General features: G+C 55.2%; 15 protein-coding genes. 5 read left to right on the top strand and 10 right to left on the bottom strand.

Features of this window, described 5'->3' with window-relative positions; all coding sequences use genetic code 11:
- The 3 genes from rimM to ffh form a co-directional block, all read right to left on the bottom strand.
- Positions 1-540, bottom strand: a complete 540-nt coding sequence (rimM, locus tag SBL51_RS13660; protein ID WP_317931545.1) for a ribosome maturation factor RimM — start codon at positions 538-540, stop codon at positions 1-3.
- A gap of 28 nt (positions 541-568) precedes the next feature.
- Positions 569-817 (bottom strand): 30S ribosomal protein S16, encoded by a 249-nt coding sequence (gene rpsP / locus SBL51_RS13655; protein WP_317931544.1) that lies wholly within the window; start codon positions 815-817, stop codon positions 569-571.
- Positions 818-1,009: 192 nt separating this feature from the next.
- On the bottom strand, positions 1,010-2,395 hold the full coding sequence (gene ffh, locus SBL51_RS13650) for a signal recognition particle protein (RefSeq protein WP_317931542.1): 1,386 nt from the start codon (positions 2,393-2,395) through the stop codon (positions 1,010-1,012).
- 220 nt (positions 2,396-2,615) lie between these two features.
- Between ffh and SBL51_RS13645 the strand changes: the two genes are divergently transcribed.
- Both SBL51_RS13645 and SBL51_RS13640 read left to right on the top strand, forming a co-directional pair.
- The gene (locus SBL51_RS13645; RefSeq protein WP_317931541.1) at positions 2,616-3,425 is read left to right on the top strand and encodes an inner membrane protein YpjD; all 810 of its coding nucleotides are present in this window, start codon (positions 2,616-2,618) and stop codon (positions 3,423-3,425) included.
- Between the two features lie 98 nt (positions 3,426-3,523).
- Positions 3,524-4,798, top strand: a complete 1,275-nt coding sequence (locus SBL51_RS13640; RefSeq protein WP_317931540.1) for an HlyC/CorC family transporter — start codon at positions 3,524-3,526, stop codon at positions 4,796-4,798.
- Positions 4,799-4,846: 48 nt separating this feature from the next.
- Here SBL51_RS13640 and SBL51_RS13635 read toward each other — a convergent pair whose 3' ends face one another.
- Positions 4,847-5,071, bottom strand: a complete 225-nt coding sequence (locus SBL51_RS13635; RefSeq protein ID WP_317931539.1) for a DUF1289 domain-containing protein — start codon at positions 5,069-5,071, stop codon at positions 4,847-4,849.
- Between the two features lie 62 nt (positions 5,072-5,133).
- On the bottom strand, positions 5,134-5,733 hold the full coding sequence (locus SBL51_RS13630; RefSeq protein ID WP_317931538.1) for a CoA pyrophosphatase: 600 nt from the start codon (positions 5,731-5,733) through the stop codon (positions 5,134-5,136).
- A 251-nt stretch (positions 5,734-5,984) separates the two neighbouring features.
- Between SBL51_RS13630 and SBL51_RS13625 the strand changes: the two genes are divergently transcribed.
- Together SBL51_RS13625 and SBL51_RS13620 are read left to right on the top strand one after the other, a co-directional pair.
- Positions 5,985-6,329: a DUF3135 domain-containing protein gene (locus tag SBL51_RS13625; RefSeq protein WP_317931537.1), complete on the top strand. Its 345-nt coding sequence runs from the start codon at positions 5,985-5,987 to the stop codon at positions 6,327-6,329.
- A 39-nt stretch (positions 6,330-6,368) separates the two neighbouring features.
- On the top strand, positions 6,369-6,938 hold the full coding sequence (locus SBL51_RS13620; protein WP_317931536.1) for an NUDIX hydrolase: 570 nt from the start codon (positions 6,369-6,371) through the stop codon (positions 6,936-6,938).
- Here SBL51_RS13620 and SBL51_RS13615 read toward each other — a convergent pair.
- From SBL51_RS13615 to SBL51_RS13595, 5 genes are all read right to left on the bottom strand, one after another.
- Positions 6,925-7,257, bottom strand: a complete 333-nt coding sequence (locus SBL51_RS13615) for an NGG1p interacting factor NIF3 (RefSeq protein WP_317931535.1) — start codon at positions 7,255-7,257, stop codon at positions 6,925-6,927. The genes SBL51_RS13620 and SBL51_RS13615 overlap by 14 nt on opposite strands.
- A 3-nt stretch (positions 7,258-7,260) precedes the next feature.
- Positions 7,261-8,136 (bottom strand): hypothetical protein, encoded by an 876-nt coding sequence (locus SBL51_RS13610; RefSeq protein ID WP_317931533.1) that lies wholly within the window; start codon positions 8,134-8,136, stop codon positions 7,261-7,263.
- A gap of 142 nt (positions 8,137-8,278) precedes the next feature.
- On the bottom strand, positions 8,279-9,589 hold the full coding sequence (locus tag SBL51_RS13605; RefSeq protein ID WP_411860483.1) for a sodium ion-translocating decarboxylase subunit beta: 1,311 nt from the start codon (positions 9,587-9,589) through the stop codon (positions 8,279-8,281).
- 14 nt (positions 9,590-9,603) lie between these two features.
- Positions 9,604-11,382, bottom strand: coding sequence for a sodium-extruding oxaloacetate decarboxylase subunit alpha (gene oadA / locus SBL51_RS13600; RefSeq protein WP_317931532.1), 1,779 nt, complete (start codon positions 11,380-11,382; stop codon positions 9,604-9,606).
- A gap of 70 nt (positions 11,383-11,452) precedes the next feature.
- The gene (locus SBL51_RS13595) at positions 11,453-11,701 is read right to left on the bottom strand and encodes an OadG family protein (protein ID WP_317931531.1); all 249 of its coding nucleotides are present in this window, start codon (positions 11,699-11,701) and stop codon (positions 11,453-11,455) included.
- A 380-nt stretch (positions 11,702-12,081) separates the two neighbouring features.
- Here SBL51_RS13595 and SBL51_RS13590 point away from each other — a divergent pair, with 380 nt between their 5' ends.
- A complete protein-coding gene (locus SBL51_RS13590; protein ID WP_317931530.1) occupies positions 12,082-13,065 on the top strand; it encodes a tRNA dihydrouridine synthase in 984 nt (327 codons plus the stop codon).

Raw genomic sequence — 13,065 nt, 5'->3', positions numbered from 1 at the left:
CTAAAACTCCGGATCCCAATCCACGGTCATGACACCGGTATCCAGATCGACCGCCGTAACGTATTGCTCCGGCAGGTAAGGAACCAGTCGTTCCTTAAGGTCGATGCTGTTGTCATCGCCCTGCACCACCAGTACATCGTTGGCGCCGGTTTCGATCAGCTTTGCCACCTTGCCCAAATCCTGACGTTTGCCGTCGAATTCGGTGATGACCCGCAGACCGATCAATTGACTCCAGTAAAACTCACCGCTGTCCAGTTCTGGCAACTGTGCGCGGTCAATCGCTATCTCCACACCCGTAAGGGCGGCCGCTTGGTCGCGGTCATCAACCCCTTGCAAATGGGCGATAAGGCCATTGCCGTGGGGCTGATACTCATCACACTCAAAGGTTTTTACACCGTGCTTGGTTTTTAACCACCAGGGGGAGTACTGAAAAATATTATCTTGAGGCTCGGTTTCGGAATGGATCTTCAGCCAGCCTTTAATACCAAATACCGAGCCGATTCGCCCCACAGTCACCAAATTGGATTGCTTTGTGGCCACGAATCAGATCAATAGTCAGAAGTGGTAATTAAGCCGCTTTGCCAGCTTCTTTTACCAGAGCCTTAACGCGATCAGACATCTGTGCGCCCTGGCCCAGCCAGAATTCAACGCGCTCACTGTCGATGCGCAGGCGAACTTCCTGACCGCGGGCAACTGGGTTAAAGAAACCCAAGCGCTCAATGAAACGACCATCACGAGCGTTACGAGTGTCAGTCACTGTTACGTGATAAAAAGGTCGCTTTTTTGAACCGCCGCGCGCTAAACGAATATTAACCATGTAGTTTTTCCTGTTTTCTACCAGATAAGACCTTGCCTCACGGCAATGTCCAACCCCCAATGAGGCGCAATCGACCAGATCGGGATCAGTTTTGCTAAAAAATTCTGTTCAAAACGGGCACAGAGCCCGGAAAGGCGCCGGATTATAGAGTAATCACCACACCCTGTATAGGGTATGGATTGAAAATGTTGGCTAGCGCCCCATTCCGGGTGGCAGGCCACCACCGCCGGGCATCCCACCCATCATGCCACCCAGGCCACGCATCATCTTCGACATGCCGCCGCCTTTCATTTTCTTCATCATTTTTGCCATCTGCTTATGTTGCTTCAGCAGTCGGTTCAAATCCTGAATGTCGGTGCCGGAACCCATGGTGATACGCCGCTTACGGGAGCCATTGAGGAGGTCGGGGTTGCGCCGCTCCTGGGGCGTCATGGAGCCGATAATCGCCTCCATCTGCTTGAACTGCTTGGTGACATTGGCCTGTTCGGCCATCTGCGCCACATTACCCATGCCGGGTAATTTTTCCAGCATCGAGGCCATGCCACCCATATTGGCCATCTGTTGCAGCTGGTCGCGCAGGTCTTCGAGGTCGAATTTCTGACCTTTTTGGACCTTCTGTACCAGTTTTTCAGCCTTTTCCCGGTCGACCTTCTGTTCTGCCTGCTCAATCAGGGAGAGTACGTCACCCATACCCAGGATACGGGAAGCAATACGGTCGGGATGGAAAGGCTCGAGGGCATCGACTTTTTCGCCAACCCCCAGAAATTTAATCGGTTTGCCGGTCACATGGCGCACAGACAACGCAGCACCACCTCGGGCATCGCCGTCGGCTTTGGTGAGAATGACACCGGTCAGCGGCAGCGCCTGATTGAACGCCTGCGCTGTATTGACGGCGTCCTGACCAATCATGGCATCAATCACGAACAGGGTTTCGACCGGGTTAATCGCTGCATGCAAGCCTTTGATCTCATCCATGAGGCTCTCATCGATATGCAACCGACCCGCGGTATCGACGATCAGGACATCGAAAAACTGACGCTTGGCATGGTCAATTGCCGCCTTGGCGATATCAACCGGTTTTTGCTCTGACGTGGACGGGAAGAAACCGACATCCACCTCTTTAGCCAAGGTCTCCAACTGGGCAATAGCGGCTGGACGGTAGACGTCGGCGCTGACCACCAGCACCTTTTTCTTCTGCCGCTCTTTAAGGAAGCGCGCCAGTTTGGCCACCGAGGTGGTTTTACCAGCCCCCTGCAGGCCAGCCATCAGAATCACCGCCGGTGGCTGAGCGGCCAGATTGAGAGACTCGTTGGCCTCCCCCATCACCTTGATCAGCTCACCTTCGACGATCTTCAGGAACTGTTGTCCCGGATTGAGCGCCTTGGAGATCTGTTGGCCCAGGGCCGTGGAGCGCACCTGCGCCACAAAATCCTTAACCACTGGCAGAGCCACGTCTGCTTCCAGGAGTGCTTTACGCACCTCGCGCAGCGTCTTTTGAATGTTCTCATCGGTAATGCGGGATTTACCGGTGATGGTGCGTAATGACGCTGTTAAACGGTCTGTTAGATTGTCGAACATAGCCACTCTAATTGAATGCTTTTATAGAAGGCTGGCAAGTATACAGAATGCATCATGAAATGCACGAAGCACTCCCCGTGACACCAGCATTATGGGCAATCGTTCAGGCAACGGCGCTCCTACCTTCAATTGCCGACAAGCTTGTGACAAACTTGCTGCTCTGTGCCCCACCAACGGTGGGCATGAGGAATCGCGAAATACAGGGACCAACGCCAAGCCAATGTCGAATTACGCACCAAGTATCCTTGCGATACTGCTTTACACCCTCTCCTTTGCCTACCTTTTGGTTAAATTCATCAAGGTGCAGGAGCTGCAGAAGAACTGGGTAATCACCTTCAGTGGCCTGGCCATCGCCGCTCACATCCTGGGCCTCTACCACCTGGTGGTGCACATCAGCGGCTACGACCTCGGCTTTTTTATCGCGCTATCGCTGGTCACCTGCGTGGTCAACCTGCTGGTGGCGGTCAGCGGCCTGCGCCTGCCCATCCTGAACCTGTTTATCTTTCTCTTTCCCTTCTCCGCCATTGCGGTACTGATGTCGCTGATCACCAAAAGCCCACTTACCGACAAGGCCGCCATATCGGCCGGGCTCTTCTGCCACATCGCACTCTCTATTCTGGCCTATGCTCTGTTGACCATATCGGCGCTGCACGCCCTGTTTCTGGCCTGGCAAAACCATCAACTCCGCCATAAGCATGCCACCGGCCGGGTACGCCTGTTGCCGCCCCTGCAAACCATGGAGGCCCTGCTGTTTGATATCGTCTGGGCCGGCCAGATCACCCTGACGCTATCCATTGTCTCCGGTTTTATCTTTCTGGAGGATATGTTTGCCCAGCACTTGGTGCACAAAACTGTTTTGTCTATGCTGGCCTGGGTTATATACTCCATTCTCCTCTTTGGACGGCACTTCCAAGGCTGGCGCGGCAATTATGCCACCCGCTGGACATTGGCAGGCTTCTGTACCCTGATGCTGGCCTATTTCGGCAGTAAGCTGGTAATTGAGCTAATATTAGGCCGCCAAACCCTGTGAACCTGACCGGTGAACTTAGCGAAATGATCTTGGCTGTTCTCTTTAAAAAAGCTAAAACGCAAAGAGCAATCCACTGACAATAATAGGTTCAACCCCCGTTGAGTGACTTTCCCACCAGTATTCTCTTTGGCCTACTTGCTGGCCTGATAGTGCTTTCCGGATTTTTCTCCAGTTCGGAAACCGGCATGATGTCGATCAACCGCTATCGCCTGAAGCACGCCGCCAACAAAGGTAACAAGTCTGCCAACCGGGTCATTCGCATGCTCAAGCGCCCGGACCGTTTGATCGGCGTCATCTTAATTGGCAACAACCTGGTCAATAACCTGGCCGCCGTCATCACCGCCACCATCTGCATCAAGCTCTATGGCTCCGGTTCGGAAGTCATTGGCACCATCGTCTTGACACTGGTGATGCTCATATTTGCCGAAGTGACCCCCAAAACCGTCGCCGCTCTGCACCCGGAAAAGGTCGCCTACCCATTCAGCCTGGCGCTGCAACCGATGCAATTCCTGCTGCATCCGTTCGTCATTATGGTCAATTCGCTCTCCAACGGGCTGGCGCGACTGTTTGGCGTGGACCCAAGCCTGGCCACCAAACACGACCACCTGGATCCCGATGAATTGCGCACCGTGGTTGACGAAGCGGGCGACCTCATCCCCGATCAGCACCAGGGCATGCTGCTCAACGTACTCGATCTGGAGAAGATTACCGTTGAAGACATCATGATCCCGCGTACGGAGGTAGTCGGCCTCGACCTCAACGAGAGCGTCGAGAACCTGATGAAACTGATCCGCTCCACCGATTACACCCGCCTGCCGGTCTACGAGGGCGACATCAACAATGTGCTGGGCACTCTCCACCTGCGTCACGTAGCCCGCTTCCTGACTGGCGATGACAGCACCGTCACCCACGCTGCCATTCGTCGCTTCACCCGCAAACCGGACTTTGTGCACGAAAGCACGCCGCTCAGCAGCCAGCTGATGAATTTCCAGAAGTCCAAAGGACGCATGGCGATTGTGGTGGATGAGTATGGCGAGGTGCAGGGCATCGTTACCCTGGAAGATATATTGGAAGAGATTGTCGGCGACTTCACCACCAACACCGCCGAAGATGAGCACGAAGATATCACGCCGCTGGCCGACGGTTGGTACCTCATTGATGGCGGCGCCCCCATCCGCGACATCAATAAACATCTCGATTGGAGCCTGCCCCAGGAGGGGCCAAAAACCCTCAATGGCCTGGCCGTGGAATATCTACAGGCGATACCCGATGGTTGTATCAGTTTTGATATTGACAACTACCGCTTCGAGGTAACCGCCCTCACCGGCAAGATGATCGAAAAAGCCAAGGTCCGCAAACTGCGCGGCAATTAGCCTCTACCCCATCCGATCAGACCTGTCGCTGTCGCGGCTCCATGCACTCTAAAAGAAAGGATTCAACCGCTTGGCCCGCTCTATACACAAGGCCAGCACCGACCGCCGCTCCCGATTGGTTAACCGTCCCCAGCGGGAGATCTCCTCTCCGGTCCGGAAACAACCGGTACAGATACTCTCCTCATTCAACACACAAATCGATACACAGGGCGAGTTAACGGGCTTTTCTGCGGGTGCACCACGGCTAAGGGAGCGGAATACGGGCTTGGGCATAACCTACCATTGCATCAGATTGTAATGTTGAAGGGTGTCGGACGGTTGCCGACCGAGGCGAACTATGAACGAAAGTTTTCAGGAGCGCCACTTTTGCGGGTGATATTGGCACCAAACGCCAGGTTCATCAGATTAACCAAAACCCGGGCGGTCAGCCCCCAGATCTCATACTCCTGAAAGCGCCAGGCGGGTGACCAGTGGGTGATCCCGGCCGCACTGTAGATATCGGTGCGTACCCGCTCATCTTCCAAAAAGAAGGCGAGCGGAACCCGAAAGACCGAATCCAACTCCTCCGGATTAGCCACCAGAGTGGGCATTTGATCAATCCAGCCCACTACCGGCGTTACCCGCAAGCCGTGTTTCGAAACATGATTGGGCAACTCACCCAGCAACGCCACCCGCCCGCGCGGTAACGCGATCTCCTCTTCTGTTTCACGCAGCGCCGTATCGGCAGGGCTGTGATCGCCAGGTTCCCACTTCCCGCCTGGGAAGGAGACCTCGCCAGCGTGACTGTTAAGGTGGCCGGAACGCTGAGTCAAGACCAGTTCGATGCCACTACCCCGGCCGGTAAGCGGCACCAGCACGGCGGCATCCCGCTCCAAACGAGAGGTTTTGTAGGCCAAATTGAGGGGCAGTAAATTTTTTAGTATCAATTGGGACATAAGTAAAACCGCAAAGATTCACCCAGAAAACTACCTGCAAATAAATAATCTCTCAAGTGATTAGGCTGTGAGTGTGACAGCGATTCGCACTTCACGTTGCATCAGCCGTCAGATAAATCCACATAGCCCATCGTTATAATAAATAGGTATTTAAATACAAAACTTCGGATTGTTAGTATCGGTAGCACAGGTTGACCATTTTGCAAAATAGATTGTTGGACGGATTGCAAAACTGCGTATGGAGATGAGCTATGAAAGGAGAACTCCCCGATTTTGACACGCTAGCCAAACTGTCAAAAGAGAACCCCGAAGCCTTTGAGCGGCTGAGAATGCAGCATATCAATGCCCTGCTTGAACGTGCCCCTAGCCACATGCAGCGGCGCCTGCGCGGCCTGCAATTTCAAATTGATGCCAAGCGGCAAGCCGCCAGCAACCCCATGCAAGCCTGCATAATGATCTCCCGCATGATGCACGAAAGTTTCGATGCTTTGCGCAAAGCGCTCAACGGCGGCCTCAACTACGAGCGGTTACAGCCAATCGAAAATTCCACCAGCGCCCAGATCATCCCGTTCAAGGCCCCTGCTTTCGCCGGTTAATTTCCGCTATACTGCGAAAATTCAGTACAGGCGAGACCCATGAATTTTTGCAGCCACTGCGGTGCGAGGGTATCACTGGTTGTTCCTGAAGGCGATGATCGGGAACGCCATGTGTGCTCCGAGTGCACAACCATCCACTACCAGAACCCCAAAATCATTACCGGCTGCCTGCCGGTCTATCAGGATTCCATTCTGCTGTGCAAACGCGCAATTGAACCGCGGGCGGGCTTGTGGACGCTGCCAGCGGGATTTATGGAGAATGGCGAAACGGTGGAACAGGGCGCGCTGCGGGAGTGTTGGGAAGAGGCTCGCTTAACCCTGAACACCCCGGCTCTCTATCAGGTGTTCAGCCTGCCCCACATCAGCCAGGTCTACTTCTTCTACCTGGCCGAAGTGGCCTCGCTCGACTTCAGCCCAGGCCCGGAATCCCTGGCGGTGGAGCTATTTACTTTGGATGCCCTGCCCTGGAATGAACTGGCCTTTCCAGTAGTTCGCTCCACACTGCTCGATTACATCGAAGATCGAAAAACTGGCGACTACCCCGTTCGCAACCAGGTTATCACCCCCAAGGATTACCTCAGGAGCTCAAAGCCCACTACACCGAATTGAGGTCAACTACCGCGAGCACTTGATAAGCCGGCACCTCGTAGGGGTGGGCCGCCAGCATGGCGGCTACTGCCTGGCGCAGGTTATCGGCCCCACACACCAGCTCCAGTTTAATCTCCACCACCTGCTCTAGCTGGCCGATTGCTCCCAAGTGGGGCTTCGCCCCCAACAGAGGCCGGAACTGCCCGCCCCCCTCCGTTTGCCAACAACAGCTGTCATAGCTACCCAGCTGGCCCGCGCCTGCGGCAAAGAGAGCCTGTTTAACCGCCTCCAGGTGGGAGCCGGGTACATAGACCTCCAGCTTGTAGAGCGCTGCAGTCACAGATCAGAACCCTTTATCTTCTAGCGCTTCGGGCTCCGGTGCCGGCGGCGCGAGCACCACGGTTTGATCAATCAATGATTTAAGCTCTTCCGTTGCCGCAGCCACCACTTGCCGTGATTGCTGATCCACCAATTTCAGAAAGGCGATGTGCTCTCTGCTGAGGGTGAACTGCTGATAACGCACCAGTGAGGAGACCTCCAGGTTGCGAATACTGTCGATAGCGCGCAGTCGCCACTGCTCCTCGACACTCGGTCGCATCTGGAATGTCTCCTGCGCCAGCTGTTCCTGAATCTTGTCGGCAGCAAACGGGGTATTGGGTTTTAATACCAAGGCAAGGTGAGCCACCCCATTGAAAATTAACTGCTCGCGCAGCTGCAGCCACGACTCACTGCCCGGCTGTTGAGCAGCAAGGGACTCCCACCAGGCGAGGTAGTGTTCGTTGGCCATTAATGCCCGGGCGATGGACTGCTGCTTGCGCTCAGCTCCGGGGGCATAGGCCGGCTGAATACCCGCCAGAACCGCTCGCCCCTCCTGGCTGGCATACCAGGTGCTCACGCTCTGCACAGACGACTGCTGGGCATAGCCCTGCAGACGGGACACCAGGCGCTCCGTGAGGCGATTCGGCCCCAACCGCGAGTGGACCTGTTGCAACAACTGCTGCCGTTGATTGGTTGGAATGTAATAACCGCGCTTTTGTGCCGCCTGCACCGACGCTTCAGCGAAAGCAGAAAAATCGCGCACCAGCAGGTCGTAATGGCCGTCCGGAATAATTTGAGCCAGGGTGATATCACCAGCCATGGGAGCCTGACGGCTGTTTTGCGCCACCGCTAATGGGGTGAGCACTGCCAGCGACAGAGATATTAGTATTCGTTTTAACATGTCGAGGTCCGTTCAAACATAGAAGGCCGGAGGATAAAAAATTTTGAGGCTGCGGCCAAGATCCCTCAAACCACAGCGAATACAAAAAAGGGCTCCACTGGGAGCCCTTCTCACTACCTAACCTAAACCCAGCTGGCAGCACCTACTGGAAGCTGGCCACCATGGAGATCATCACCCCAGCCGCTACAGCAGAACCGATAACGCCGGCCACGTTGGGGCCCATCGCATGCATCAGCAGGAAGTTGTGCGGATTGGATTCCAAACCCACCTTGTTGGATACCCGAGCCGCCATTGGCACTGCGGAAACACCAGCCGAACCGATCAACGGGTTGATCTTATGTTTGCTGAACAGGTTCATAAACTTGGCCATCAACACACCCATAGCAGTGCCTATGCCAAAAGCGATGATACCCAACGCCAGAATACCCAGGGTTTTTGGATCGAGGAATTTGTCCGCCGCCAGTTTAGAGCCAACCGACAGCCCCAGAAAAATGGTGGTAATGTTAATGAGCGCATTGGCCGAGGTATCACTCAAGCGGTTCACCACGCCACACTCTTTCATCAGGTTACCAAAGCAGAACATACCCAACAGTGGCGCCGCTGAGGGCAGAAAGAGCGCCACCAGCACCAGAATCACAATGGGGAAGGCGATCTTTTCGCGCTTGGAGACCACCCGCAGCTGGCTCATTACGATACCGCGCTCTTCTTTGGTGGTCAGCGCGCGCATAATCGGCGGTTGAATCATGGGCACCAACGCCATATAGGAGTAGGCGGCAACCGCGATTGCCCCCAACAACTCCGGCGACAGCAGAGAAGCTACGTAGATCGCTGTAGGGCCATCGGCGCCACCGATGATACCAATGGCCGCCGCATCGGCGATGTCAAAATCCATAAGCCCGCTGTAACTGAGGCCGACAGCCCCCAACACCGTGGCAAAGATACCAAACTGCGCGGCCGCGCCCAAAAACAGGGTTTTCGGGTTCGCCAGGAGCGGACCAAAATCGGTCATAGCGCCAACCCCCATAAAGATAACCAGCGGCGCTACCCCAGAGGCGATAGCCACCAGGTAAAAGTTATAGAGCATGCCATTGGTGAATTGCATATCTTCGGCGGCGTGCACCGCCGCCAGGTGAGCATCGCCACTGGCACTGGCGTAAGCGCTCTTCAGCAGCGTAACGTTGGACCAATCGGCCACACCCAACGCGTGAGCCATCGCCTTTAAAACCTGCGGGTCACCGCTGGTGATGGCCGCCTCGGCGGCCGAAATCGCCAGATCGGCACCCGGAATATTGGCCAAAATGCCACCAAACCCGATCGGCACCAACAACAGCGGTTCGAAATTTTTGGCAATAGCCAAATAGAGGAGCAGCAAGCCGACCAGGATCATGACCAACTGGCCGGGTTGCATCAGGTGCAGGCCAGATTCCTGCCACAGGGTTAGAAAACTTTCCACAGGAGCGCCCTTCCTTATGCGATGGCCAGGAGGTTATCGCCCACAGCTACTGCATCGCCCTCTTTCACATCAATGGCCGTAACAGTACCCGCTTTAGGGGCGGCGACATTGGTTTCCATTTTCATGGCTTCCAACACCAGAATCGTCTCCCCGGAGGCGACACTCTGCCCCGGCTTCACCAGGACTTTAACAATAGTGCCAGCCAACGGCGACGGCACAGGTTCCCCGTCCGAGGTGGCCGGGGCGGCGGCAGCGCCGGCCGCTGGGGCCCCACCAACGGGGGCCAGACCGGTAATATCGCCGCCGTTGGTAACGGTAACGGTGTAGCTCTGCCCGTCAACGGTAACCGTGTAGATCTCTTCACCAGCCTCACTTTTCACCGGCTCCGGCTTACCGGGCTTGGGTTCAAACGCACTTGGGTTATTGCGGTTTTCGAGGAATTTCAAACCGACCTGGGGGAACAGGGCGTAGGTGAGCACATCGTCGATCTGCTGCTCGCCGGCGGCCAACTGAATGCCCTTTTCAGCCGCAGCCGCCACCAGTTCTGCAGTCAACTTCTCAAGCTCAGGCTCCAGCAGGTCGGCCGGACGACAGGTAATCGCCTCGCCGCCATCAAGCACGCGCGCCTGCAGTTCGCTGTTCACCGGTGCTGGAGTGGCACCGTACTCGCCCTTCAGAACACCCTGGGTCTCTTTGGAGATCGATTTGTAGCGTTCACCAGTCAGCACGTTCAGTACCGCCTGAGTGCCAACGATCTGGGAGGTGGGCGTCACTAGCGGAATAAAGCCCAGGTCTTCGCGCACCCGGGGAATCTCCTCCAAAACCTGGTCGAATTTATCGGTAGCACCCTGGTCACGCAGCTGGTTTTCCATGTTGGTGAGCATGCCACCGGGGACCTGTGCTGTGAGAATGCGGGAGTCAACCCCGCGCAGTGATCCTTCAAATTTGGCGTACTTCTTCCGCACTTCACGGAAGTAGGCGGCGATCTCTTCCAGCAGATGCATATCCAGGCCGGTATCGCGATCAGTCCCTTCCAAAATGGCCACCACCGACTCGGTGGGGCTGTGGCCGTAGGTCATCGACATGGAGGAGATGGCGGTATCGATGTTGTCGATACCCGCTTCAATACATTTCAAAGCGGTGGCGGTGGACATGCCCGTAGTGGCATGGCACTGCATATGGATAGGAATTGAACAGGTCTCTTTTAAGCGCTTAACCAGTTCGTAGCCGTAGTAGGGCTTGAGTAGGCCGGCCATATCCTTGATGGCAATGGAGTCCGCGCCCATATCTTCGATACGCTTGCCCATATCGACCCACATCTCCAGGTTGTGCACCGGGCTGAGTGTGTAGGAGATGGTACCCTGGGCATGCTTGCCAACCTGTTTGACGGCTTTCAGCGCGGTTTCCAGGTTACGCATGTCGTTCATGGCATCAAACACCCGGAAGACATCGACACCGTTGACGGCGCAACGCTCAACAAACTTCGCGACCACATCGTCCGCATAGTGGCGATACCCCAGGATGTTCTGCCCCCGGAAGAGCATCTGCATTGGCGTTTTAGGCATCGCCTTTTTCAGCTCACGGATACGCTCCCAGGGATCTTCACCCAGGTAGCGGATACAGGCATCAAAAGTCGCGCCGCCCCAGGTCTCCAGCGACCAGAAGCCAACTTGATCCAATTTGGCCGCGATGGGCAACATATCTTCAAGACGTAGGCGTGTTGCAAATAAAGATTGGTGCGCGTCGCGCAGCACCACATCAGTAATTCCCAGTGGTTTTTTATTGGTGGTCATCTCGAGCTCTCTGGCTGTTTATCGTTGGCACCCGAAGGTGCTCGATACGAATGGTTACAAAGGCAATAAATCAGTCGCGATTACGGTGCTTCTCTAGGGCAGCCTGGATAATTTTCACTACTTTGGGGTCTATCGCCTGAGTCTGGCTCATGGCAGAAGGTTTGGCAGGAGTCGCCGGTAAAGTCGGTTCAGGGAATAAGCGGCTGATGATGGCCGACATCCAACCGGTCGCAATCACCAGCACAGTCAAGAATACGAAGACGGTACCCATACCGTAAGTTAATAGGTCCAGCCCTTGCAAAATAAGAGATTCTTTCATTGGCATTCGGTCCTTGTTTCCAATCGCCATACTGCGGCTGCAGTTCAATCCGGTGGCCGGCCAAGAGCCGTACTACCGCACTGCAAGTTTCGCCCCACTCCAGAAAAAAACGCAGAATTACAATAAGTTATCCACATCTCAAGCGGGTTTGGCATTGTTACCAGTAACTGCCTTGTAGGCAAACAGGTAATTAAACTACATAACAAAGCTGCCCAGTGTAACCGAAATTTATCAAACATTTCAGCCATTTAACGGTAAGTTTCCGGCAATTGGCTGGCGCCTCAAAACAGGCTTTGTAGTAAAATTCGCGCCTAACTACAGAGCAGCCCGACCACTACCCCTGGCCGGGTGAACTAACCCGGGGCGATAGCAAAACAATCATGAGACTTATACTGGCGCCAATGCAGGGGGTGGTGGACCATCACCTGCGCGATCTATTAACCCGCTTGGGCGGGCTCGACGGCTGTGTAACCGAATTCATACGCGTCACCGACCACTGCCTGCCGCCAAAAGTATTCCTGCGCCTCTGCCCAGAGCTTGCCCAGGGCGCCGTAACCACCAGTGGCACACCAGTAAAAGTGCAGCTACTGGGCAGCAACCCCCAAGCCTTGGCGGCCAATGCCCTTAAGGCAGCAGAACTAGGGGCTACCGCCATCGACCTCAACTTTGGCTGTCCCGCGAAAACCGTCAATAACCACTGCGGCGGGGCAAAGCTTTTGAATGACCCACCACTTATCGAAAAGATAGTCTATGCCGTGCGCAGCGCTCTGCCAGAGAGCGTCTCTCTTTCGGCCAAAATCCGTTTGGGCTACGAATCTCGTAACGCCTATCTGGCAGCCGCCAGAGCGGTTGAAAACGGCGGTGCTGAGGAGCTGGTTATCCATGCCCGTAGTAAAACCGATGGTTATCGACCACCCGCCTATTGGCACCTAATCGCCGAGATACGCGCCAATACGCAACTCGCACTAGTGGCCAACGGCGAGGTGTGGTCACCAGAGGATTGGCAGCGCTGCCGGGAGATGAGTCTGGTTCCGGATGTCATGCTGGGCCGCGGCATCCTTGCCCGGCCAGATCTGGCCCTGGCCATCAAAAGTTACGCCCAAGGCAAGATTCACCAGCCTATGAGCTGGTATCAGACGTGCCAGCTTCTGCACCAATATCACCAATCCACCAAACACCATTACCCGGTGAAATATCTTGGCAATCGGGTGAAACAGTGGTTAGCCTATCTTCGGGTTTACTATCCAGAAGCCGACCAATTTCTGGAAAGCACCAAGCGTTGCCGTGATGATTCAGTGTTAGAAAAGGCCTTTGCGCACGAATTAGCGGCCCACCATCCACCGCTGACTGTAATGGAGGCTTAA

Source organism: Halioxenophilus sp. WMMB6 (genome assembly GCF_033283405.1).
Classification (GTDB): Bacteria; Pseudomonadota; Gammaproteobacteria; order Pseudomonadales; family Cellvibrionaceae; genus Halioxenophilus.
The sequence above is the reverse complement of the archived record's forward strand: the minus strand, read 5'-3'. Positions and strand labels throughout refer to the sequence as shown.